Below are 21,052 nucleotides of genomic sequence, written 5' to 3' on the forward strand. Positions count from 1 at the left end.
ATGACGCAGACCGATGCGCGGCCGTGGGTGACCCCACGGCCGCGCACCACCCCTCCGCCGCCCAGGACGGTGCCGGAGCGACCGACGATCGAGGTGAGGGCCGCGGTGGTGGAGGATGCCGGTCCCGGCTTCGACGACGTCTACCGCCACCACTTCCAGCCGCTGGTGGTGCAGTTGTACGCGTTCGTCGGCGACATGGGCGAGGCGCAGGACCTCGTGCAGGAGGCGTTCAGCCGGGCGTGGCCGCGCTGGCACCGGATCGCCCGGTACGACGACCCGGTGGCCTGGGTCCGCCGGGTGGCCTGGAACGCGGGCGTCAGCCGGTGGCGCCGGCTGCGAACGGCCCGGCTGTTCCACCAGCGCCAGCGGCTGGAGGTGGTGGACGGACCGGGCCCGAACCGGGTCGCGCTCGCCACCGCGCTCCGTACGCTGCCGGCCCAGCAGCGACGCGCGGTGGTGCTGTACTACCTGGCCGAACTGACTATCGGCGAGATCGCCGAGGAATGCGCGGTGGCCCCGGGGACGGTCAAGTCCTGGCTGCACCGCGCCCGTACGACACTCGCCGCCCGCCTCGCCGACAACGACCCCGAGCGGCCGGACGGCAGCCGCTTCGCGGCACCCGCGACCGGAAGGACGGTGGACTGAGATGGACCAGCGGGACCTCAGTCCCGACCGGCTGGCGGGCGCCTTCGCCGAACTGCGCTCCGCCAGTCTGCGTCAGGTCACCGACCCTGATCCGGACGAGCCGCGCCGCCGGGCGTACCGCCGGCTGCGCAACCGGACCGCCGTCCCGGCGGTGGCGACGGCGGTCGTCCTGCTGGCCGGCGCGGTGGGGCTGGCCGGGAGCGCGGTCCGTCTGCCGCCCGCGCCCGTGACGGCGACCGACCCCACCGACCTCCCCTCCGCCTGGCCCTCGACCGGATCCCCGCCCGAGCCGTCACCGTCCAGCCCGTCCGCGGCCCCGAGCGACGGCAGCCCCTCGGCGACGCCGAGCCGCACGGCGACGCCGGCGCCGACCACCGGCGCGCCGGCCCCGTCCGGGCCCCGCCCCGGCGGCGCGCCGTCGGCGACCTCGGCCCGGTACGTCGACCTGTCGATCGACGCCCCGCGCGCCCTCACCCTGCAACCGTCCGACGGTGCCTACGCCGGCTGGCTCGACGTCACCATGGCCAACGCCGGCACCCGCGCCTACGACAGCGGGGACCTGATCGTGGTGCTGCCGGTGGAGGCGACGTTCGTCCTCGACGGGACCGGCATCGGCGGCTGCTTCCACCAGGGCCAGAACGACGACACGAAGACGATGTTCTGCACCGGTGACAGCCAGATCCCGCCGGGCGGCTCCCGGTCGTACCGGTTCCGAGTGCGGGTGGACGTCGCGCCGGGCGGGCCGGCGCGCACGCTCACCGGCTTCGCGCTGACCGTCCGGGCGAACGTGCGGGGCGCCTTCCCCGCCGACCGCACCCCCGCCGACAACACCGCTCCGACCGACCTCAGGCTGCCCGCCGCGTGACCCGACCGCGCCGGTAGGAGGTGACCGGCGGCGGCACGGGCGCCGCCGCCGGTCACCAGGCGGGGCGTTGCAGGAGGCCGACGAACTCCACCAGCAGCCGTTCCCGCAGCGCGGGCGGCGCGGCGTTGAGCAGGGTGTTAACCGCCGCCGTCCGGTCCGGCGCCGGGCCCGCGGAGGCGTCCGGGCCGCCCAGGCCCAGCCCCGCGGCGAGGCCGGCGACCAGGTCCGGGGTGAGTGCGTCGGGGGTCAGCGTGGTGGCGAGGGCGAGCAGTTCGCCGGGGAGCGCGACCGGCCCGGCCGCCCGGGCGGCGGCCACCGCGTCGGCCAGGGCCGGGCCGAACTCGACCACCCGGGGCGCCACCGCGGCGGTCACGGTCAGGTGCACGCTCGGCGGCAGGTCGGCGTACGCGAGCTGGGGCTGGGTGTGCCAGCCTCGGGCGGTCAGCTCGTCGACCAGCACGAAGAGGTCCAGCCCCGGGTCGGTGGCGGTGAAGCAGACGACGGTCGACTCCGGCTCGGCCATCAGCCGCAGCCCGTCGACCGCGCGGACGGCGTCGGCCAGCCCGGCCACGGCGTCCCGCGTCGCCGCCGCGAGCCGCAGGTAGCCGTCGTCGCCGAGGTGGCGCAGGGTGGCGTACGCGGCGGCGATCGGGCCGCCGGAGCGGGTCGAGGCGATGACCGGGTTGACCATCGTGTAGCCGGGCCAGTCCGCGTACGCGAAGTACTGCGGGGCGCGCAGCGCCGGGTCGCGGTGCAGCAGCACCGACACGCCCTTCGGGGCGTACGCGTACTTGTGCAGGTCGACCGAGATCGAGGTGACCCCGGGGACGGCGAAGTCGAACGGCGGCACGGGCGTCCCGAGCCGGCGCAGGTACGGCAGGGTCCAGCCGCCGAAGCAGGCGTCGACGTGGCAGCGCACCCCGGCCTCGGCGGCGGCCCCGGCGATCTCGGTGACCGGGTCGACGACGCCGTGCGCGTACGAGGGGGCGGAGCAGGCCACGAGGACGGTCTCCGGGCCGATGGCGGCGGCCACGTCGGCGGCGGCGGGCCGGAGCGTGGCCGCCGACACGGGCACCGGGTCCAGCGCGACCCGCAGGTAGTGCGCCGCCTTGGCGAACGCGGCGTGCGCGCTGGCCGGCACCACGATCCGGGGCGCGGCGATCTCCGGGTGGGCGTCCCGGGCGGCCTTCACGGCCAGGATCAGCGACTCCGTCCCGCCGCTGGTGACGCTGCCGACGGCGTCCGGCGCGGCGCCGCCCGGGCCGCCGCCGAGCAGCCGGGCCGCCGCGCCGACCAGCGCGTTCTCCATCGCCAGCAGCGACGGGAAGGCGGTCGGGTCGAGCCCGTTGACGTGCGCGCTCCCGGCGTGCGCGGCGGCGGCCAGCTCGTCCAGCCCCGGCACCGCCGGGTCGTAGACGTACGCGAAGAGCCGCCCCCCGTGCGTGGGCCGGTCGGCGCCCCGCAGCGCCCGCAGCTCGGCCAGCACCCGCTCGGCGGGCACCCCGCTCCCGGGCAGCGCGCTTCCGCCCGGCCTCTCGTCGATCATGGAGTCGTGGCGCCCTTTCCGTGGGGTTCAGCGGCTTTCGTCCCCGCCCCGACCGCATCGACGGCGGGGCGGGAGGCGGCCTGGGCCTGGGCTCGGGCCTGGGCTCCGGCCTGGGCCTGGGCCTCGGCTTCGGCTTCGGCGAGGCGGGCGGGGGTGAGGTCGTAGGGGCGGAGAAGGAGGACGGCCAGGGCCACCAGGAGTGCGGGGAGGACGGTGAAGCCGAGCAGGATGCCGAGGCGGGCGCCGTCGGACTGGGCGGCGGCGGTGCCGGTGTCGGAGGAGACGTAGCCGCTGAACTGGAGCACGAGGCCGAAGATGCCCGGACCGAGGGCCAGCCCGAGGGTCTCCCCCGCCGTCCAGAGGCCGGTGAACACGCCGGCCTGCCGCCGGCCGGTGCGCGCCGTGTCGTACGCGATGCAGTCCGGGAGCATGGCGAGGGCGAAGACCTGCTGGCCCGCGTACCCGACGCCGACCAGCGCGACCAGGAGGTAGACCGCCGCCCCCGGCAGCGCCGGCGCGGCGACCAGGGCCAGCGCGCCCGCCGCGAAGATCAGCGACGCGGCGACCAGGGCGCTCGGCTTGCCGACCCGCGCGCCGACCCGGGTCCAGACCGGCATCACCAGCAGCGCCGGCCCGACGAAGCAGGCGAACAGGACGGTCGGCCCGCCCTCGGGGTCGCGCAGGATCTGGTCGGCGAAGTAGTTGACCCCGGCGAGGATCGTGGCCACCCCGGCGGACTGCACCACGAAGCAGACCAGCAACGCCCGGAACGGCCGGTTGCGCCCGGCGACGGCGAGTTGGGCGCGCAGCGTCGGCTCGCTCGCCCCCACCGTGCCCTCGGGGGCGGACCGGGTGCCGAGGAACGCGCCGAGCGCGCCGGCCACGATCAGCCCGGCGACGAAGAGCCCCATCCAGCGGTGCCCCGCAACGCCCCCGCCGCCGGCGTCGCGCACCAGCGGGGCCACCGCCCCGGAGACGAGGATGGCCAGCGCCAGCACCGCGATCCGCCAGCTCATCAGCCGGGTACGTTCCGCGTAGTCGCCGGTCAGCTCGGCCGGCATCGCCACGTACGGCACCTGGAAGAAGGCGAACGCGGTGGCGGTGGCGAGGAAGGCGACGGCGACGTACGCCCCGGCGGCCGGCCCGGCCCCGAACGGCGCGGCGAAGATGGCGGCGAAGAGCACGCCGAGCGCCACCCCGGCGCCCAGCAGGTACGGCCGGCGGGCGCCCCAGCGCGACCGGGTGCGGTCGGAGATGCGGCCGGCGACCGGGTTGACCAGCACGTCCCACGCCTTCGGCAGGAGCACCAGCAGGGCGGCCGCGCCCGCCGCGACCCCGAGGGTGTCGGTCAGGTAGGGCAGCAGGAGCAGCCCGGGCACGGTGCCGAACGCGCCGGTGGCCAGCGAACCGAGCGCGTACCCGGCGTGCACCCGGCGCGGCAGCCCACCCGGCGCGGGCGGGCCGGCGGCCGTCGGCACCGGGACGGCCGGCGCGGCCACGCCCTGGGAGCCGGCTCCACCCGGCGGCGCGTCCATGGGGCCGAATGTTACTCACGTTATGGCGTTGGTCACATCCCCTCTTCCGGGGACCAGCCCGCCGCCCGCATGTCCACCCCGTCGCCGCGCAGCGGCGTGCCCTCGGCGCGCAGCCGGGCCCGCGCCTCCCGCTCGTGACCGGGCGGCAGGCGGCCGGCCGCGTTCACCACCCGGTGCCAGGGCACCCCGCCGCCGTGCCGGGCCATGATCGAGCCGACCAGCCGGGCCGACGCCCGCCCCGAGCGCTCGGCCAGCGCGTCGGCGACCGCCCCGTACGACATCACCCGGCCGGGCGGGATCCGCTCGACCAGTTCCAGCACCGCCTCGACGTACTCGTCAGGTCTCACGACCCGCCACGATATGAGAACGCGACGGGGCGCGCCCGCACCGACCACGCAGAATAGGCGGGTGCGCGACGCAGTCACGGCGGCCCGACGGGTCGTCGTCAAGATCGGATCCTCCTCGTTGACCACCGCCGCCGGCGGGCTGGACGACGGGCGGGTCGACGCGCTCGTCGGCACCCTCGGCGCACTCGCCGCCGACGGCCGCGAGGTCGTGCTGGTCAGCTCCGGCGCGATCGCCGCCGGCCTCGCCCCGCTCGGGCTGGCCCGGCGCCCGCGCGACCTGGCCACCCAGCAGGCCGCCGCCAGCGTCGGGCAGGGCCTGCTCATCGGCCGGTACGCGGCCGCCTTCGCCCGGCACGGGCTGACCGTCGGGCAGGTGCTGCTCACCGTCGACGACGTGACCCGGCGGGCGCACTACCGCAACGCGTACCGCACCCTGCGCAAGCTGCTCGACCTGCGGGCCGTGCCGATCGTCAACGAGAACGACACGGTGGCCACCGAGGAGATCCGGTTCGGCGACAACGACCGGCTGGCCGCCCTCGTCGCCGCCCTGGTCCACGCCGACCTGCTGGTGCTCCTCTCGGACGTGGACGCCCTCTGGACCGGCGACCCCACCCGCCCGGGCTCCAGCCGGATCAGCGAGGTACGCGACGAGCGGGACCTCAGTGGCGTCGACATCGGCGGCGCGGGGCGGGCCGGGGTGGGCACCGGCGGCATGGTGACGAAGGTGGAGGCGGCCCGGATCGCCACCGGCTTCGGCATCCCGGTGGTGCTGACGGCCGCGCCGCTGGCCGCCCCGGCGCTGGCCGGCGAGCCGGTCGGCACCCTGTTCCACCCGAGCCGCCGGCGCCCTGCGGCCCGCCTCTTCTGGCTGGCCCACGCCACCTCGCCCCGGGGGCGGCTGCACCTCGACCCGGGCGCGGTCGCCGCCGTGGTGGGCCGGCGCAAGTCGCTGCTGCCCGCCGGGATCACGGCCGTGGACGGGGCGTTCACCGCCGGCGACCCGGTCGACCTGGTGGACGTCGAGGGCGCGCCGGTCGCCCGGGGGCTGGTCAACTACGACGCGGTCGAGCTGCCCGGGCTGCTCGGCCGGTCGACCTCGGAACTCGCCGCGGCGCTCGGCCCGGCGTACGAACGGGAGGTCGTCCACCGCGACGACCTGGTGCTGCTGTAAGGAAGGGCACCTTGTTATCGGATTTTGCATAGCAAGGTGCCCTTCCTAACGACTGAGGAGATGAGTGCGGAGATGAGCGTGAGCGAGCAGGCCCGGCGGGCGCGTACGGCTGCGGAGGCGCTGGCCGTCGCCACGCGTACGGCCAAGGACGCCGCGCTGGTCGCGATGGCCGACGCGCTGGTGGCGCGTACGCCGGAGATCCTGGCGGCGAACGAGGCGGACCTGGCGGCCGGGCGCGCGGCCGGGCTGAGCGCGGCCGTGCTGGACCGGCTCGCCCTCGACGCGGGGCGGGTGGCGGGCATCGCCGACGCGCTGCGGCAGATGGCCGCGCTGCCGGACCCCGTGGGCGAGGTGGTCCGCGGCTCGACCCTGCCCAACGGGCTGGAGCTGCGCCAGATCCGGGTGCCGTTCGGCGTGGTGGGCATCATCTACGAGGCCCGGCCGAACGTGACCGTCGACGCCGCCGGCATCTGCCTGAAGTCCGGCAACGCGGCGCTGCTGCGCGGCTCCTCGTCGGCGGCGCACTCCAACGCCGCCCTGGTCGCGGTGCTACGCGACGCCGTCTCCGGCGCGGGCCTGCCGGCGGACGCGGTGCAACTGCTCGACGCCAGCACCCGCGACTCGGTCAAGGAGCTGATGCGCGCCCGTGGCCTGGTCGACGTGCTGATCCCGCGCGGCGGCGCGTCCCTGATCCGCACGGTGGTGGAGGAGTCGACGGTGCCGGTCATCGAGACCGGCGTCGGCAACTGCCACGTCTACGTCGACGCCGCCGCCGATCTGGCGAAGGCGGTCGCGATCACGCTGAACGCGAAGACCCAGCGACTGTCCACCTGCAACACCGCCGAGTCGCTGCTGGTGCACGCGGCGGTGGCCGACGCCTTCCTGCCGTCGGTGCTGGCCGCGTTCGCCGACGCGGGCGTGACCGTGCACGGCGACGACCGCGTCGCGGCCCACTCGCCGGCGGTGGTGCCGGCCACCGACGAGGACTTCGCCACCGAATACCTCTCCGCGGACATCTCGGTCGCCGTCGTCGACTCGCTCGACGCGGCGGTCGCGCACATCCGGCGGTACGGCACGGGGCACACCGAGGCGATCGTCACCGACTCGGCCACCGCCGCCCGGGACTTCGTGGCCCGGGTGGACGCGGCGGCCGTGATGGTCAACGCCTCGACCCGGTTCACCGACGGCGGCGAGTTCGGCTTCGGCGCCGAGATCGGCATCTCCACGCAGAAGCTGCACGCCCGCGGCCCGATGGGCCTGCCCGAGCTGACCTCCACCAAGTACGTGGTGACCGGGGACGGCCACCTGCGCGGCTGAGCCTCCGCAGTGGAGGGTCGCACCGGATCGCTAGGCTGGGCCCGGTTTGCACGGCCGCCACGGGGAGGCGAGGCATGCTGGATGACAGTGCACTGGAGCAGCAACTGACGCAGGCGCGGGCAGCGTTGCGGGACGCCTCCCGCAACGCTGTCCCCCGGGAGCGGGCGGAGTCGGTGGGAGAGGCCGCCGACGGGCGGATCAGGGTCACCCTCGGCACCGACGGGCGGCTCAGCGCGATCGAGATCGACCCCCGGGTGCTCCGCGAAGGCTCGGAACACCTCGCCGAGGAGCTGCGCCGGGCGGTGAACGCCGCCCTCGACGGGCAGGAGCCGGCGGTCGACGCCGAGCCGATGCCCGACCTGGCCGCGATGACTGCCACCCTGGAGCGGATCCAGGACCAGGGCCTGCGGCAGATGCGCGAGATGAGCCTCGCGATCAGCGAGAACATGCGCAAGCTCCAGCAGCGGAGCTGAGCCGTGGAACCCCTCGACGTCGACATCGACGCGCTGCGCCGGGGCGCCGAGCAGCTCGGCGCGGCCAAGGAGAGCGTGCGCCAGACCTTCGAGTCCTTCCAGGCCGCCGTGGCCGGGTACGAGCAGGCGTTCGGCGGCGACGACATCGGCATGCTGCTCGGCGTCGCGCACCAGGCGTGCGTGGAGGCGGTGGCCGAGTGCCTGGGCACCAACATCACCGAACTGGAGTCGTACGCCGAGAGCCTGCGTGGCATGGCGGACGGCTACCAGACCGTGGAGGACGGCGTCTCCGAGGCGTTCCGCTCGATCCTCGGCAAGCTGGGCTGAGCCCGGAAGAGAGGAGTCACCGTGGGTCTGACGCTCCCGGGTGAGCTGACGTCCCTGCTGTCGATGCTCGGATACGACTGGCCGGAGTCCGACGAGACGGCCATCTTCCAGCTCGCCGGCGAGTGGACCGGCATGGCGGACCGGGTCAACGGCTCGGTCGCCCAACTGGAGTCGGCGGCGCGGACGGTGCTGGACACCAACCGGGGCGAGAGCTTCACCGCCTTCGCCGGCGAGTGGACCGACAAGGAGTCGGCGGCCCGCAACATCGCCGACGCCGCGAACCCGGCCACCGTCATCGGGATCGGACTGATGGCCGCCGCGGGCGTGGTGCTCGCCCTGAAGATCAACGTGATTATCCAGCTGATCGTGCTGGCGATCCAGATCGCCCAGGCGATCGCCACGGCGGCGGTCACCTTCGGCGCGTCGCTGCTACAGATCCCGATTTTCAAGATGATCACCGGGCTGATCGTCGACCAGCTGATCGGCATGGCCGTGGACGTGGTCCTCAATGGCTAGGAAGCGGACCGCGCCGACCCGGCAGACGCAGCCGAAGGGCGCCAAGATCGTCTCGGCGTACCTGGAGAACGCCGACGTGTTCCGCACCGCCAAGGCGGCCGGCACCACGCCCCGCGGCCCGGCCGTGCTCGTGCTGCGCAACCGCCCGGACTTCGACAAGCGGGACTTCGACCGCAAGGCCAAGGACCTGGTCCGGCTCGGCCAGGAGGGCCGGCTGAGCAAGGCCAAGTCGGACCGGACGTCCAACAGCGTCTACCACCGCGGGGGCCGGGGGACCAAGCCGGGCAACCGGAGCCGCACCAACGTCTTCCGGGACCGGGTGACCCGCCGGCTTACCAGGAACAGGCGGCTGACCCAGCAGCACGGCACCCCGGAGACCAACCAGTACCTCGCCAACAAGGACCTCGTCGACCGCCTCTACGGCGGCCGGGGGCCGGTCAACGCCCGGGGCCAGGGACTCGACCCGGATCACGTCCACGAGCTGCAACTCGACGGAAAGGACGAATACGCTAACCTCAGGCTGATGGACGCCTGGACCAACCGCGAGATCGGCCGCGAGATCTCCGTGGCGTTGCGCGACGTGCCCCCGGGCACCCCGGTCATCGTGAAGGTCGTGCCGTGACCCAGCCGGACCCCGCCGTCCTCGCCCGGATCGCCGAGAAGTTGACGCTGCTCACCCGGGTGGAGGCCGAGCACGGCTTCGGCGTGCGCATCGAGGGACCGGCGCCGCTGGAGCCGATCGCCGACCTGCCCGGCGTCGCCGAGGTCTACAGCCTCTTCCGGCGCATCGAGGGCGACGACTTCCGGTTCCACGCGCCGAAGGAGATCCTCACCCCGCAGGCGTGGGAGGAGGCCGAGGTCAACCCGAACGACCCGATGGGCAGCCCGCTGATCGTCGGCTACGAGATGGACAGTGTCCCCGCCGGCCTCCGCGCCGAGATCCGCGGCGGCGACCCGATCTACCTCGACCGGGAAGACCTGGACGTCTACTACATGGAGTCCAGCGCCTACGTCTACCAGTACGAGCACCCCGACGAGGACGTCGAGTTCACCGTCATCGCCCCCGATGTCGCCACGTTCTTCGACGAGTACGTGCTCGGCCCCCGCTACCCGGAGCTGACGGCCGCCGTCTTCGGTCCCGCCGCTGTCGAGCTGCGGCTGCGCAAGGGCCGGCACGCCGGCGAGTACGCCGACAACTGGCGGCGGCTGCTGATCGCCGCCGGCCTGTCCTCCTGACCCACCCGTCGACCCCTGCGAAGGACCGTCATGGCAGCTGATCCGCGGTTCACCGCGTTGTGGAACGAGGACGAGCTCATCCCGTACCCGCGCGAGGCGTGGCTGGAGGGGGGTTTCTCCCCCGAGATGCTTCCCGAGGGCGACGAGATCCCGCTCGACGTGGCGGTGGTCTTCACCGCCTTCCTCGAAGGCGACATCGAGCTGTACGACACCATCCAGCTGACCACCGAGGACGGCTCGCTGGACATCCGACTGATCGTGGTCGGCGCGGTGGCCGACAACACCGACCTGCTCTACGTGCTCGACCCGCGCACCGGGGAGATCCTCCAGTGCGACCTGGAGCAGCCGGACGTGCAGCCGGTGAACAGCAACTTCCGCGCCTTCGTCGAGTTCCTCTACCAGTTCGCGCTCTTCGTCGAGGCGGACGAGGGCAAGCCGGGCCGCGCCGAACGGGCGGAGGAGCTGCGGATGGTGCTGGAGAGCATCGACCCGGCCGCGTTCACCCCCGACGGCTGGTGGCCGCTGGTGATCAGCCAGCTGAAGTGACCGCCGGGCGGCAGGCCCGGATCGCGGTCAGCGTGGTGTGCACGTCGAACTGGTGTCCGTCGTCGCTGTCCCAGCCGCCGTCGCTGCGCTGGGTCTCGGCGAGCCGCCTGCGGGCGGCGACGAACAGCCACTGTTCCTCGTTCCCCTCGACCCGCCGCAGCGTGGCGGCCAGCCACGCCACGTCGGCCGGGGACATCTTCGGCACCCGCTCGGCCAGCACCGCCTGGATACGCGCCGACTCGTCGTACATCTGCTGCCGGTGCAGCACCGCCGCGCTCAGCCACCCGGCCGGCAGGAAGGACGGCCAGCTACCGTCGGGGGCGAGCGCCGTGGCCAGCGCGTGCGCCGCCGCCTGCACCACTCCGGCGTACGCCCCACCGACCCGGTGGTCCAGCGGGCCGGCGGCCCGGGCGTCGAGCCCGGCGACGGTCAGCCAGTAGCCGGCGTTGGCGGTCAAATAGAGCCGGGCCTCCGGGTCACCGGGGCGGGCCCACTCCGGAGCCAGGCCGGCCAGCCGCGGGTCCTCCTCCCAGCCACCGTCGGGCAGTTGCCGGGCGGCAAGCCAGTCCAGCGCGTGCCGGGCCGCGGGACGGCCGAGCGCGCCGAGGTCGTCCAGCTCGGCGAGGCGGAAGCAGGTCGCGTCGACCGAGGCGACCTCGCCGCCGAGCACTGCCGGCCAGCCACCGCCAGGCGCCTGCCCGGCCTCGGCCTCGTCGAGCAGCTCCACCGGCACCGGCGCGCCGGTGCGCAACCGGGAGAGACGGGCGCGGTCCACCGCGTCCCCGTGCGCCACGACGAAGCCGATCGCCGCGTCCATGTCGACCACGGCGGACACGCTACCTGCGAAAAGTCGGTCCCGCCTCCGGGAAACGGCTCGGCCCGGTCCACCGGGCAGCCACCGTCGGCCGGCACGACGTACGGAACCGGTCCGGTGCCGGCGCTGGCGGAACGACACAGAGGCCCTCCCGCACGGGCGGAAGGGCCTCTGCTGCGACCGGTCAGTACGCGGGCAGTGACGGGTCGATCTGCTTGATCCAGGAGAGCACGCCGCCCTGCACGTGCACCGCGTCGCGGAAGCCGGCCGCCTTGAGCGCGGCGAGCGCCTCCGCGGAGCGGACCCCGGACTTGCAGTGCAGCACGACCTGCCGGTCCTGCGGCAGCTTGGCCAGTGCCTCGCCCGAGATGATCTCGCCCTTGGGGATCAGCGTCGCGCCGGGGATCCGGACGATCTCGTACTCGGCCGGCTCGCGGACGTCGACGAGGAAGATGTCCTTGCCGGCGTCCTGCCACTCCTTGAGCTCCAGCGCGGTGATGGTCGAGTCGACCACCGCCTCCTGCGCCTCCACCGACACCGCGCCGCAGAAGTCCTCGTAGTCCTCCAGCAGGTCGGTGACCGTCGGGTTCTCGCCGCAGAGCACGCAGTTCGGGTCCTTGCGGACCTTGATCTTGCGGTAGCTCATCTCCAGGGCGTCGTAGACCATCAGCCGGCCGACCAGCGGCTCGCCGATGCCGGCGAGCAGCTTGATCGCCTCGTTGACCTGGATCGAGCCGATCGAGGCGCAGAGCACGCCGAGCACCCCGCCCTCGGCGCAGGAGGGGACCATGCCGGGCGGCGGGGGCTCCGGGTAGAGGCAGCGGTAGCAGGGGCCGTGCTCGGCCCAGAACACCGACGCCTGGCCGTCGAAGCGGTAGATCGACCCCCAGACGTACGGCTTGCCGAGCAGCACCGCCGCGTCGTTGACCATGTAGCGGGTGGCGAAGTTGTCCGTTCCGTCGACGATCAGGTCGTACCGGGAGAAGATGTCGCGGACGTTGTCCCGGTCCAGCGCGGTGTTGTGGATCTCCACGTCGACCAGCGGGTTGATCTCCCGGATCGACGCCGCGGCCGACTCGGCCTTGGAGCGGCCGACGTCGGAGACGCCGTGGATGATCTGACGCTGGAGGTTGGACTCGTCGACGGTGTCGAAGTCGATGATGCCGAGGGTGCCGACGCCCGCGGCGGCCAGGTACATCAGGGCCGGCGAGCCGAGACCGCCGGCGCCGACGCAGAGCACCCGGGCGTTCTTCAGCCGCTTCTGCCCCTCGACCCCGACGTCCGGAATGATCAGGTGGCGCGAGTAGCGGCGGATCTCGTCAACGGTCAGCTCGGCGGCGGGCTCGACGAGCGGGGGCAACGACACGGTGGACTCCCCGGGATCGGCTGATGGCGAACCGAGCCATTGTCGCCCGTCGTGGGGCCGGTCGGCCATGAGGAGGGACACGTCGCCCGAACTGCGGGAGCGGGAATATTCAGATCCCGGGGACCAGCTCGCCTTCGTAGCGCGAGCCGTCGACGTAGGGCCAGGCGTTGGCGACGCAGCCGTCCAGTCCGTACGTCTGCTGTTGCATCACCGGCGCCGGCTCGCCCGGGGCCGGGCAGGCCTGGTGTTCCCCGCCGAACTCGTGGCCCACCTCGTGGTTGACCACGTAGGCGCGGTAGATCTCCAACGGCGCCCCGTAGTCCGGGACGGCCTCCAGCCAGCGGGCGAGGTTGATGATCACCTGACCGGGGAGCCGGCAGGAGGTGTAGCCCTCGGTGCTCAGCCCGCCCTCCGCGCACATCCGCTCCGAGGTGTCCGGGGTGGCGAGGTAGACGGTGAAGTCGGCGTCGTCCGCCTCGGCCACCCGCTGCACCCGGAACTCCTCCGAGGCGGTCCAGCCGCGCGGGTCGCCCAGCACCTCGTCGACGGTGGCGGCGAAGGCGGCGACGTCCTGGCCGGTGCCCGACTCCACGGCCACCCGGTAGCGCCGGACCGGCCCGTCGGTGCCCCGCACCGGGGAGTCCCCGGTCGCGGCGACGAAGCTGCCCGTGCCCTCCCGCGGGTAGGGGGTGGGGATGGGGCGCTGCTCGTGCTCGCCCGCCGCCGCCCCGTACGCCGCCCGGCCCGGGTCACCCGTGCGTGGCTCGCCGGCCTGCCCGCCGGGCCGGGGGGCCAGCGTCACCACGGCGGCCGCCGCGAGCAGCAGGGCCAGACCGATCCCGAGGGCGCGCCGATCCCGGAGCAGGGCCGGCAGGCGGCGGTCCCGGGACAGGGGTCGCGGCGACGGCGACGGACGGTGGGTCGGTGGACCAGGCGGGTCGCAAGGGGACGACGACGTCATGACCTGAGCGTCCCACGCCAATCTGGGCATTTCCGCGCTTTTACCGCGATTCTGGCTACGGCTAGTTCGGGCCGTAGCCGGCGGCGCGCTCCTGCCCCCGCTGTCCGCTCGGCGGCGGCTAGAGCGGCGGCCCGGCGTAACGCCGACCGTCGCGGTACGGCCATGGATTGACGACGCAGCCGTTGAGGAAGAGCGTCTGCTGCATCATCACCGGCGCTGGGCGGCCCCTGCCCGGGCAGCGCTCGTGCCGGTGCCCCAACTGGTGCCCGACCTCGTGGTTCACCACGTACGTCCGGTAGACCGAGAGCGGCACGCGGGCGCTCACGTAGTGCGGCACCGACAGCCGCCAACGGTCCAGGTTGATGATCACCTTGCCGGGCGCCCGGCACGACGTGTACGGCCGCCCGCCCACCCGGATGTCGACCCCGCCCGCCGCGCACATCCGGCCCGCCGTGGCGGCGGTGGCCAGGTAGACCGTGAAGTCGTGCCGGTCGTCCGCGCGTACCTGCTGCAACCGCAGCCCGCCGTCGACCCAGCTGCCCGGCCCGGCTAGCGCCTCCTCGACGGCGGCCGCGAACTCACCCGCGTCCTCGTCGGAGCCCACCTCCACGGCGACCCGGTAGCGGTGCAGCCTGCCGGCCTCCCCCAGTACCGGGCGCACCCGGTCGTCGTAGCCGAAGCTGCCCCGGCCCGCCGACGGCACCGGCCCGGGCATCCGCAGCACCGGCGGCGGGGGCGTCGTGGCCGTGGCGGAGGGCGACGCCGGGACCGGCGAGGCGGACACCGGCGCGACCGCCGGCGCGGGGGCCAGTTCCTCGGCGGTGAGGACCTCCGCGTCGACGTCGGCACCCCGCCGGTCGGCGACCACCGCCACCGCCGCGCCGACCGCGAGGAGGAGTGCGACCAGCTCGACGAGGCGACGCCGGCGGGCCGGCCGGCGGTGCCGGGGACGGGACAGGTCCGGGTCCTGGGCGGCGGCCGGCACCCGGTCCGTGGAGTGCCGACGCCCGCCGGCGGAGGCTGCGGCCCGATGGCCCCGGGTCGGGGGCTGGGCGGAGCGGCGGCGGGCGGAGGGCATCCCGGTCAGCCTGCCATGTCGGACCGCTTCGCGGTGTCCCCCGTTTCGGCGAGCAGGCCCAGCACGGCACGGGCGACCAGGCGCGGCACCTCCAGTTGCGCCACGTGCCCGACGCCGTCGAGCATCAGCAGGCGGCTGTCCGGGACGACCCGTGCGGTCTGCGGCGCCACCCGGACGTCCACCAGCCGATCGTGCCGCCCTCCGATGACCAGCGTGGGCGCCCGGACCACACCGGCCAGCCGCCACAGCGACCCCGACCCCGGCAGGTACGACCGCAGGAAACTGGAGACCAGGCCGCGGAACGTCCGGACGTACGCGGCGGCGTAGTGCTCGGCCTCGTAGCGCACCCGGATCTCCTCCAGCGCCTCCTGCCGGCGCTGCTCGCTGATGCGGCTCAGGTCGCCGATGCACGCCTCCATGACCTGCTGGGCCATCACTTCGGGGGCGAGCCTGGCCAGCTGCCGGGCGGCCAGGCGCTCGCCCCGGGGGATCGCCAGCAGCGGCAGCATCCGACCCTGCAACGAGCGCCGGAAGTCGAGAAACGGCAGAGCCGGCGAGATCAGGGTCAGGGTCCGGACCAGGTCCGGCCGCAGCCCCGCCACCTGCACCGAGATCGCCCCGCCCAGCGAGTTCCCGAACAGGTGCACCGGCCCCCGGCCGGAGTGCTCGATCCAGCGGATCACCCGCTCCGTGAAGGCCGGGATGGTGTAGCGGCGCCCCGGCTCGCTGCGCCCGAACCCGGGCAGGTCGATGGCCTGCCCGTCGAGGCGGTCGGCGAGCAGGCCGGCCAGGTCGGTCCAGTTCTGCGACGAGCCGCCCAGGCCGTGCACGTAGAGCGCCGGCTCCGCGCCGGGGGCGGTGGCCGGGGTGTCCCGGACGTACGTCACGGTGCCGTCGAGGCGTACCTCGCGCCCCGGCCAGGGCGGCGGGACGGAGTGCTCGGGGAGGAGATGGTCCGGCCAGAGGGTGGCGCGCTTCATTCCTCCAGTCTGCCCGTGCCCGCGCCGCCCGGCAGCGCGTCGAACCGCGCCTGCGGCGCTCGGCAGCGTTCGGACCACGCCTGCGGCGCGGGCCGCCAGCGGCCCCGCACCGCGTTCCCGGCGCGTCGGACCGCACCCCCGCGCTCAGGCCAGCAGCGCCTCGATCCGGCGGTTAACCGCGGCCAGGGTGGCCCGGACGACCGCCTGCCGGGGATCGCCGGCGACCAGCGCGGAGCCGACGAGCTGCTCGACCCAGCCGTCGCAGACGAGCAGCACCACGACCGTGGCCACCTCGCAGTTGCCGAACGGCACCACCGCGGCGTGCTCCACGAAGCAGCGGCCCCGCTCCGGGCCGGGATCCCCGCCGCGGAGCAGCTCGTCCACCGCCGCCGCGGCGGCCACCGCGCAGAGCCGCAGCACGTACCCGTCGACCGCCGGTCCGGTCGAGTAGCCGGCGGCGCTCTCCCCGCCGGCGACGAGGCGCACCTCCACGGTGGCGTCGAGCCCGAAGGTGCTCACCTGGACGTGGTCGATCACCACCCGGGGACCGGCCGCGCCGCCGGTGTCCAACGGCCGCGACGGCGCGGACTCCGTCGTCGTCACCTGCCCACCGGAGTACGACGTGCCGACGGTCGCCGGGCTGCCGGTGGGGGTCCCGGCCGGGGCGGCGGACACCGAGCCCGGCTCCTCCACGGTGGCCCGGCCCCGGTGCGGGGCGGCGGACTGCCGGCGCCGGCGCGGGGGCTCCGGTGCCGCCTCGGGGCGCTGCTCGGCGCGGGCCTGCGGGGCCTCGGTCGGGGTGCCGACCGCGCGGCTGCCGGGCACCCGGGTCTCGGCGGCCGGCGGCTCAGCGCTCCGTGGCCCGGCGGAGCCCGGCGACCTGGTCTCGGCGGCACGCGGCTCGGCCGACCGGCGGCGCACCGGCGGGGCCGGGGCGGCCGGCATGCCGGGCACGTTCTGCGGGGCGGCGGCGAGCCCCATCCGCTCCTGGAGCAGGCGGGCGACCAGCCGGCTCACCTCGGCCGGGTCGGCCCCGTCGGCCAGGTCGAGCCGCAGGCTGTGCGCGCCGGCCGGGGTGCGGCGCAGGGCCGCGTCGCGAACGCCGGCCACCCCGCGTACGGCGTCGAGGATCGCGTTGACGTCGAAGCCCTCCGGCCGCTCCCGCAGCGGTGCGGGCTCGTCGTCGCGGCGCAGATGGGTGGCGATGCGGGCGAGTTCCGGGGTTTCGGCGGGTGGCTCCACGGCTGGCGGCTCCGGCACGACGGGCACGTCCGGTTCGGCGGGGACGCGCTGCGGCAACACCGCCGGCGGGCGGTCCGGGAGCCGGTCGTCGCCGGCCGGCTCAGCCGTCGACGCCGGTTCGGGGGCGGATCGGCGGGCCGCGTACGGAGGTGCGCTCGTCGGGGCGGGCGCGGACGGGATGCGGTCACGTCGCCCGGGCCCGCTCGTGGCGACCGTGGCGGCGGGACCGGAGGCGGCCTGCGGGCCGCCCGACGCCTCCGGCGATGCCGGGGGCCGTTCCTCACTCACCGGCCGGAGCCGGAACGGCCGGGCCGTCGGGCCCGCGGTCTCGTCCCCGGCCGGCGCGGCAGTGGTGCCCTCCGCCGTGCCGGCCAGGTCGTACGCAGCCGGGGGCGCGCTCGCGGGCGCGCCGCCTGCCCAGGCGGGTCGCTCGGCCGGGACCGGGACGGACCGGTCGGCCGCGGGCGACGCCGCCCGGTCGGCGGGATCGGCCGGCGGCTCGTACGCCGGGCGCGGCGCGGACTCGGTCCGGCCGACCTCGTAGGGGCGGCCCGGCTCGGCGCGCGGCGGCTCGTAGGACCGGCCGGGTGGCTCGGCGCGTGGCGGCTCGTAGGGTCGGTGCGGCTCGGCGGTCCAGCCCGACGCCCGGTCCTCCCGGGACCGGCGGCCCACGGGCTCGTCCTCCTCACGTGCCCGGCGGCCGACCGGCTCGTCCTCCGCCCGGGACCGGCGGCCGGTGGCGGCGGGCTCGTCCCAGGCCCGGCGGCCGGCCGGCTCGCTTTCCTCACGGGACCAGGGGGGCGCCCAGCCGCCGCCCCAGCTCGGCCGGTTCCAGTTCGGGCCGGACCAGTCCGGTTCGGTCGCCGGTTGCCATTCGGCGGCCGGCGCGCGGGAGTCGCCCGGTTCCCGGCCGACACCGGGCCCACGGTCGACGCCCGGCGCGTGCTCCGCGGCCACCTGCTCGACGCCCGGCACGCGGTCGGGGCCGGTGGCACCCGAGGTGCCGGCCTGCTCGGCGGGGTCCTGCCCGGCGACCGGGCCACGGTCGGGGTCGGAGCCGTGCTCCTGCCGGAAGGCGCGCTCCGCGCCGAGCGCGCGGTCGACGCCGGAGAGCCGGTCGCCGGCCGCCGGCCGGTCGCCCGCCGACGCCTCGGGCGCGGGCGGGCGCTCGCCGGCCGGCGGGAACGGGCGGGGGGCGGGGGACGGCGGCTCCGGCGGGAACGGGTCGGCCCAGCCGGGGGCACCGGCGGCCGGGGAGGGCTCCTCGGTGGCGGAGCGGTCGACGGTCGGCGCGTGGAAGCCGGGCGGCACCTCGAAGCCGCTGGCCGCCGTGCCGACTGGCGGGACCTGCATGGCCGGCGGGGCCGAGGTCGGCAGCCCGGGGTCGGCCCAGCGCGGCTGGCGGCCGGCCGACGGATCCGCGGAGGAGTGCCGGGCGGGGCCGGACTCGGGCTCGGCGAGCCCGTGCTGCGGGCCCGACGGTTCCTCGGCCGCGGGCGCCGGGCGCTGCGCGGGCACCACCAGCCGGTCGTTTCCCGGGTCGCGGCGCTGCTCGCCGAGGATGCCGGGCGGGGCGCTCACCGGGGCCTGGCGGCCGGCCGGCGCGTCGTCGGCGTGGCTGACGCCGTTGACGTGGTGACCGTTGGCCCGGGCCGGCGGCTCGGGTGCGGCCGGCGGGCCGGGCAGCGGCGACGGCAGGTCGCCGTGCCGGGGTGAGGAGGCGGCCCAGCCGAGACCCGGGTCGGGCGGACCCCACGCCGAGGCCTGCTCGCGGGCCCCGGAGATCTCCTGGCCCCGGGACCATCCGGCCGCCGAGGGCGCCCACCCGCTGCCGGCCCGGCCCAGGTCGTCCTGCTGACCCGTCCCGTCGCCGTGCTCTCCCGGGGTGGCGGCACCGGGTTGCCCTGTTTCACTCACCGCGCGCTCCTTGGTCGCCCCCGCTGAGGCTACCGTGTGGTGACAGTGGCGATAAGTTACAGCGGCGGGCCAATTCCGCGACGGGCCATGGGCCCAGACCGGTTCGGGTGAAATGCCGGCTCGTACGAAGAAACTCGGAGGTTCCCATGACCGCTGTGGGGAACGGTGCACAGACAGCCGGCCGGCCCACCCGCCTGCCCCGTTCGGCGCGCCGCAAGCAACTGCTCGCCGCCGCCCAGGAGGTGTTCGTCGCCCAGGGCTACCACGCGGCGGCGATGGACGACATCGCCGAACGGGCGGGAGTCTCCAAGCCCGTGCTCTACCAGCACTTCCCCGGCAAGATGGACCTCTACCTCGCGCTGCTGGACACGCACTGCGACGCGATCCTCGCGAAGGTCGACGAGGCCATGCGCGGCACCAACGACAACAAGGAGCGGGTCGGCGCGTCGGTGCGCGCGTACTTCGACTTCGTCGACCACGAGAGCGAGGCGTTCCGTCTCGTCTTCGAGTCCGACCTGCGCAACGACCCGGCGGTCCGGCAGCGCGTCGAGCGGGTCGAGCAGGGCTGCATCGCGGCCATCACCGACACCATCATCTCCGACACCGGGGTCAGCCGGGCACACGCCGAACTGCTCGCCTCCGGCCTGGTCGGGGCGGCCGAGACCGCCGCGCAGTTCTGGCTGGCCGGCGGCCGGCAGGTGCCCAAGGCGGAGGCGGAGGCGTTGGTCGCCGCGCTCTCCTGGCGGGGCATCGCCAGCTTCCCGCTGCAAGGTGAGTCAGCCTGAGCATCGGGGCGCGAGATCGGATAGCCTTCCCCTCGGCGGCTCTTTCGCCCGAACGAGGAGGCACTGTGGAGGTCAAGATCGGCGTGCAGTACGCGCCCCGCGAGCTGGTGCTGGAGAGCGCGCAGTCGCCGGCCGAGATCGAGCAGATCGTGACCGACGCCATGACCAAGGACGAGGGCACCCTCTCCCTGACCGACGAGAAGGGCCGGCGGGTGATCGTGCCGGTCAACAAGGTCGCCTACGTCGAGATCGCCGAGGCGTCGCCGCGGGCGGTCGGTTTCACCGTCCGCTGACCCGGTCGGCAGCCCGCGACGGGTGACGTCGTCGCCCGTCGCGGACCCCGCCGACCCGGCCCGGCACGCCGACTCGTCCGGCACTCCGTGTGCCGGCGCGTCAGCCGTCGGGCTCGCGCGTCAGTTGTTCAGCCCGGCGGCGGCCATCCGCGTGGTGTGCGCGGCGGTCAGCCGCCGGAACAGTCCCTGCACGTCCACCTGGTCGCTGCCGGCGATGAGGGCGGTCAGCGCGCCCCGGTCGGCGGCGACCCGACCGGCCTGCGACAGGGCCTCCCCGACCAGCCGCCGCGCCCACATCGAGAGCCGGCCGGCCACCTTCGGGTCGGCCGCGACGGCGGCCCGGATCTCGGCGACGGCGAAGTCGGCGTACGCCGAGTCGTGCACCACGTCGAGGACGAGCCGGCGGTCCGGCTCGGCCAGGGCCGCGGCGATCTCCCGGATGAAGTCGTCGGTGATGGCGTCGCCCACGTACGCCTTGGTCACCGCCTCCGCCCAGTCCCGCGGCTCGGTCGAGTCGTGGTACGCCTGCAGCGGCGCGACGTACGGCGCCATCGCGTCGTCGGGGAGCACGCCGAGCTCGGCGAGCCGGTCGGCCAGTCGACGGTAGTTGCCGATCTCGGCGGCGGCCATCTCGCTCAGGGCCGCCCGACGGCGCAGGTCGGGGGCGAGCCGGGCGTCGACGGCCATCCTCTCGAAGGCGAGCAGTTCGCCGAACGCGACCAGGCCGAGCAGGTCGGAAACGGCAGCGTCGGGCAGGTCCGGGACGGCAGGGCCGGGCAGGTCCGGGACGGCAGGGCCGGGCAGGTCCGGGACGGCAGGGCCGGGCAGGTCCGGGACGGCAGGGCCGGTCTGGTCGGGGTCGGGGTCGGGCACGAGCGCAGGCTACCGCCCGCCCGCACACCCCGGGGGGAGTGGCGCAGGTCACACCCGGCGCCCCCAGGCGTGCAGCCTGCGCCAGGAATCAGGACGACCAGCGTGCTGTTCAGGTAACATGGAGCAGTTGCCGTGGGCGCCGAGCTGGCCAGGCCGGTCCAACAGACCGGTCGGTCCGATCGAAGTCCGACTCCACGGCGCGCGTGCGGCCCGGTCCGG

Annotated in this window: 22 protein-coding genes; 12 read left to right on the plus strand and 10 right to left on the minus strand. The window is 75.3% G+C overall.

Translation table 11 applies throughout. From position 1 onward, the window contains the following. A complete protein-coding gene (locus ACGF5C_RS04080) occupies positions 1–645 on the plus strand; it encodes a SigE family RNA polymerase sigma factor (protein WP_393296433.1) in 645 nt (214 codons plus the stop codon). 1 nt (position 646) lies between these two features. Then, positions 647–1,510 (plus strand): hypothetical protein, encoded by an 864-nt coding sequence (locus ACGF5C_RS04085; RefSeq protein WP_393296435.1) that lies wholly within the window; start codon positions 647–649, stop codon positions 1,508–1,510. 52 nt (positions 1,511–1,562) lie between these two features. On the opposite strand, the gene ACGF5C_RS04090 is transcribed toward ACGF5C_RS04085, so the two are convergent. Genes ACGF5C_RS04090 through ACGF5C_RS04100 form a run of 3 tightly spaced genes read right to left on the minus strand, consistent with a single transcriptional unit; the run spans position 1,563 to position 4,938 of the window. Next, a complete protein-coding gene (locus tag ACGF5C_RS04090; RefSeq protein ID WP_393296437.1) occupies positions 1,563–3,056 on the minus strand; it encodes a pyridoxal phosphate-dependent decarboxylase family protein in 1,494 nt (497 codons plus the stop codon). After that, positions 3,053–4,591: an MFS transporter gene (locus tag ACGF5C_RS04095; protein WP_393296439.1), complete on the minus strand. Its 1,539-nt coding sequence runs from the start codon at positions 4,589–4,591 to the stop codon at positions 3,053–3,055. Before ACGF5C_RS04095 ends, ACGF5C_RS04090 begins: the two co-directional genes overlap by 4 nt. 32 nt (positions 4,592–4,623) lie before the next feature. After that, positions 4,624–4,938 (minus strand): MGMT family protein, encoded by a 315-nt coding sequence (locus ACGF5C_RS04100; RefSeq protein ID WP_350711609.1) that lies wholly within the window; start codon positions 4,936–4,938, stop codon positions 4,624–4,626. A 13-nt stretch (positions 4,939–4,951) separates the two neighbouring features. On the opposite strand from ACGF5C_RS04100, the gene proB reads away from it, so the two are divergent. The 8 genes from proB (at position 4,952) to ACGF5C_RS04140 (ending at position 10,524) form a co-directional block, all read left to right on the plus strand. Beyond that, positions 4,952–6,109: a glutamate 5-kinase gene (proB, locus tag ACGF5C_RS04105; protein ID WP_393296441.1), complete on the plus strand. Its 1,158-nt coding sequence runs from the start codon at positions 4,952–4,954 to the stop codon at positions 6,107–6,109. A 72-nt stretch (positions 6,110–6,181) separates the two neighbouring features. Beyond that, on the plus strand, positions 6,182–7,426 hold the full coding sequence (locus tag ACGF5C_RS04110; protein WP_393296499.1) for a glutamate-5-semialdehyde dehydrogenase: 1,245 nt from the start codon (positions 6,182–6,184) through the stop codon (positions 7,424–7,426). A 74-nt stretch (positions 7,427–7,500) separates the two neighbouring features. After that, a complete protein-coding gene (locus ACGF5C_RS04115) occupies positions 7,501–7,899 on the plus strand; it encodes a YbaB/EbfC family nucleoid-associated protein (protein ID WP_393296443.1) in 399 nt (132 codons plus the stop codon). Positions 7,900–7,902: 3 nt separating this feature from the next. Beyond that, complete coding sequence (locus tag ACGF5C_RS04120; protein ID WP_393296445.1) at positions 7,903–8,226, plus strand: WXG100 family type VII secretion target; 324 nt, start codon at positions 7,903–7,905, stop codon at positions 8,224–8,226. Between the two features lie 21 nt (positions 8,227–8,247). Next, a complete protein-coding gene (locus ACGF5C_RS04125) occupies positions 8,248–8,742 on the plus strand; it encodes a WXG100 family type VII secretion target (protein ID WP_393296447.1) in 495 nt (164 codons plus the stop codon). Further along, a complete protein-coding gene (locus ACGF5C_RS04130; protein WP_393296449.1) occupies positions 8,735–9,364 on the plus strand; it encodes a hypothetical protein in 630 nt (209 codons plus the stop codon). Before ACGF5C_RS04125 ends, ACGF5C_RS04130 begins: the two co-directional genes overlap by 8 nt. Next, a complete protein-coding gene (locus ACGF5C_RS04135) occupies positions 9,361–9,978 on the plus strand; it encodes a hypothetical protein (protein ID WP_393296451.1) in 618 nt (205 codons plus the stop codon). The genes ACGF5C_RS04130 and ACGF5C_RS04135 overlap by 4 nt, the downstream gene beginning before the upstream one ends. A gap of 30 nt (positions 9,979–10,008) precedes the next feature. Beyond that, complete coding sequence (locus ACGF5C_RS04140) at positions 10,009–10,524, plus strand: SUKH-4 family immunity protein (protein WP_393296453.1); 516 nt, start codon at positions 10,009–10,011, stop codon at positions 10,522–10,524. On the opposite strand, the gene ACGF5C_RS04145 is transcribed toward ACGF5C_RS04140, so the two are convergent. From ACGF5C_RS04145 to ACGF5C_RS04170, 6 genes are all read right to left on the minus strand, one after another. After that, a complete protein-coding gene (locus tag ACGF5C_RS04145; protein ID WP_393296501.1) occupies positions 10,508–11,341 on the minus strand; it encodes a prenyltransferase/squalene oxidase repeat-containing protein in 834 nt (277 codons plus the stop codon). The genes ACGF5C_RS04140 and ACGF5C_RS04145 overlap by 17 nt on opposite strands. 181 nt (positions 11,342–11,522) lie before the next feature. Continuing rightward, the gene (gene moeZ, locus ACGF5C_RS04150; protein ID WP_393296455.1) at positions 11,523–12,704 is read right to left on the minus strand and encodes an adenylyltransferase/sulfurtransferase MoeZ; all 1,182 of its coding nucleotides are present in this window, start codon (positions 12,702–12,704) and stop codon (positions 11,523–11,525) included. Between the two features lie 109 nt (positions 12,705–12,813). Continuing rightward, entirely contained in the window at positions 12,814–13,665 is an 852-nt protein-coding gene (locus ACGF5C_RS04155; protein WP_393296457.1) for a DUF3152 domain-containing protein, read from the minus strand. 118 nt (positions 13,666–13,783) lie between these two features. Beyond that, positions 13,784–14,743, minus strand: a complete 960-nt coding sequence (locus ACGF5C_RS04160; RefSeq protein ID WP_393296459.1) for a DUF3152 domain-containing protein — start codon at positions 14,741–14,743, stop codon at positions 13,784–13,786. Positions 14,744–14,748: 5 nt separating this feature from the next. Next, entirely contained in the window at positions 14,749–15,723 is a 975-nt protein-coding gene (locus tag ACGF5C_RS04165) for an alpha/beta fold hydrolase (RefSeq protein WP_393296461.1), read from the minus strand. 144 nt (positions 15,724–15,867) lie between these two features. Further along, positions 15,868–17,940 carry a hypothetical protein gene (locus ACGF5C_RS04170; RefSeq protein WP_393296503.1) on the minus strand — a complete coding sequence of 691 codons (2,073 nt, stop codon included), beginning with the start codon at positions 17,938–17,940 and terminating at the stop codon, positions 15,868–15,870. Positions 17,941–19,028: 1,088 nt separating this feature from the next. Between ACGF5C_RS04170 and ACGF5C_RS04175 the strand changes: the two genes are divergently transcribed. Together ACGF5C_RS04175 and ACGF5C_RS04180 are read left to right on the plus strand one after the other, a co-directional pair. Beyond that, on the plus strand, positions 19,029–19,667 hold the full coding sequence (locus tag ACGF5C_RS04175) for a TetR/AcrR family transcriptional regulator (protein WP_350707158.1): 639 nt from the start codon (positions 19,029–19,031) through the stop codon (positions 19,665–19,667). A 65-nt stretch (positions 19,668–19,732) separates the two neighbouring features. Beyond that, positions 19,733–19,960: a DUF3107 domain-containing protein gene (locus ACGF5C_RS04180; RefSeq protein WP_350684773.1), complete on the plus strand. Its 228-nt coding sequence runs from the start codon at positions 19,733–19,735 to the stop codon at positions 19,958–19,960. Between the two features lie 120 nt (positions 19,961–20,080). Here ACGF5C_RS04180 and ACGF5C_RS04185 read toward each other — a convergent pair whose 3' ends face one another. Continuing rightward, positions 20,081–20,833: a ferritin-like fold-containing protein gene (locus tag ACGF5C_RS04185; RefSeq protein ID WP_393296463.1), complete on the minus strand. Its 753-nt coding sequence runs from the start codon at positions 20,831–20,833 to the stop codon at positions 20,081–20,083. Positions 20,834–21,052 lie beyond the last annotated feature (219 nt).

Origin of the sequence: Micromonospora sp. NPDC047620 (assembly GCF_043205005.1) — a bacterium.
Classification (GTDB): domain Bacteria; phylum Actinomycetota; class Actinomycetes; order Mycobacteriales; family Micromonosporaceae; genus Micromonospora.

Bases quoted from the DNA above. Each gene is read 5' to 3' on its own strand.
- ACGF5C_RS04145 (WP_393296501.1), bottom strand. From the start codon at position 11,341: ATGGACGCGGCGATCGGCTTCGTCGTGGCGCACGGGGACGCGGTGGAC.
- ACGF5C_RS04130 (WP_393296449.1), top strand. From the start codon at position 8,735: ATGGCTAGGAAGCGGACCGCGCCGACCCGGCAGACGCAGCCGAAGGGC.
- ACGF5C_RS04175 (WP_350707158.1), top strand. From the start codon at position 19,029: ATGACCGCTGTGGGGAACGGTGCACAGACAGCCGGCCGGCCCACCCGC.
- ACGF5C_RS04090 (WP_393296437.1), bottom strand. From the start codon at position 3,056: ATGATCGACGAGAGGCCGGGCGGAAGCGCGCTGCCCGGGAGCGGGGTG.
- ACGF5C_RS04115 (WP_393296443.1), top strand. From the start codon at position 7,501: ATGCTGGATGACAGTGCACTGGAGCAGCAACTGACGCAGGCGCGGGCA.
- ACGF5C_RS04140 (WP_393296453.1), top strand. From the start codon at position 10,009: ATGGCAGCTGATCCGCGGTTCACCGCGTTGTGGAACGAGGACGAGCTC.
- ACGF5C_RS04095 (WP_393296439.1), bottom strand. From the start codon at position 4,591: ATGGACGCGCCGCCGGGTGGAGCCGGCTCCCAGGGCGTGGCCGCGCCG.
- ACGF5C_RS04085 (WP_393296435.1), top strand. From the start codon at position 647: ATGGACCAGCGGGACCTCAGTCCCGACCGGCTGGCGGGCGCCTTCGCC.
- proB (WP_393296441.1), top strand. From the start codon at position 4,952: ATGAGAACGCGACGGGGCGCGCCCGCACCGACCACGCAGAATAGGCGG.
- ACGF5C_RS04110 (WP_393296499.1), top strand. From the start codon at position 6,182: ATGAGCGTGAGCGAGCAGGCCCGGCGGGCGCGTACGGCTGCGGAGGCG.
- ACGF5C_RS04160 (WP_393296459.1), bottom strand. From the start codon at position 14,743: ATGCCCTCCGCCCGCCGCCGCTCCGCCCAGCCCCCGACCCGGGGCCAT.
- ACGF5C_RS04155 (WP_393296457.1), bottom strand. From the start codon at position 13,665: ATGACGTCGTCGTCCCCTTGCGACCCGCCTGGTCCACCGACCCACCGT.
- ACGF5C_RS04165 (WP_393296461.1), bottom strand. From the start codon at position 15,723: ATGAAGCGCGCCACCCTCTGGCCGGACCATCTCCTCCCCGAGCACTCC.
- ACGF5C_RS04080 (WP_393296433.1), top strand. From the start codon at position 1: ATGACGCAGACCGATGCGCGGCCGTGGGTGACCCCACGGCCGCGCACC.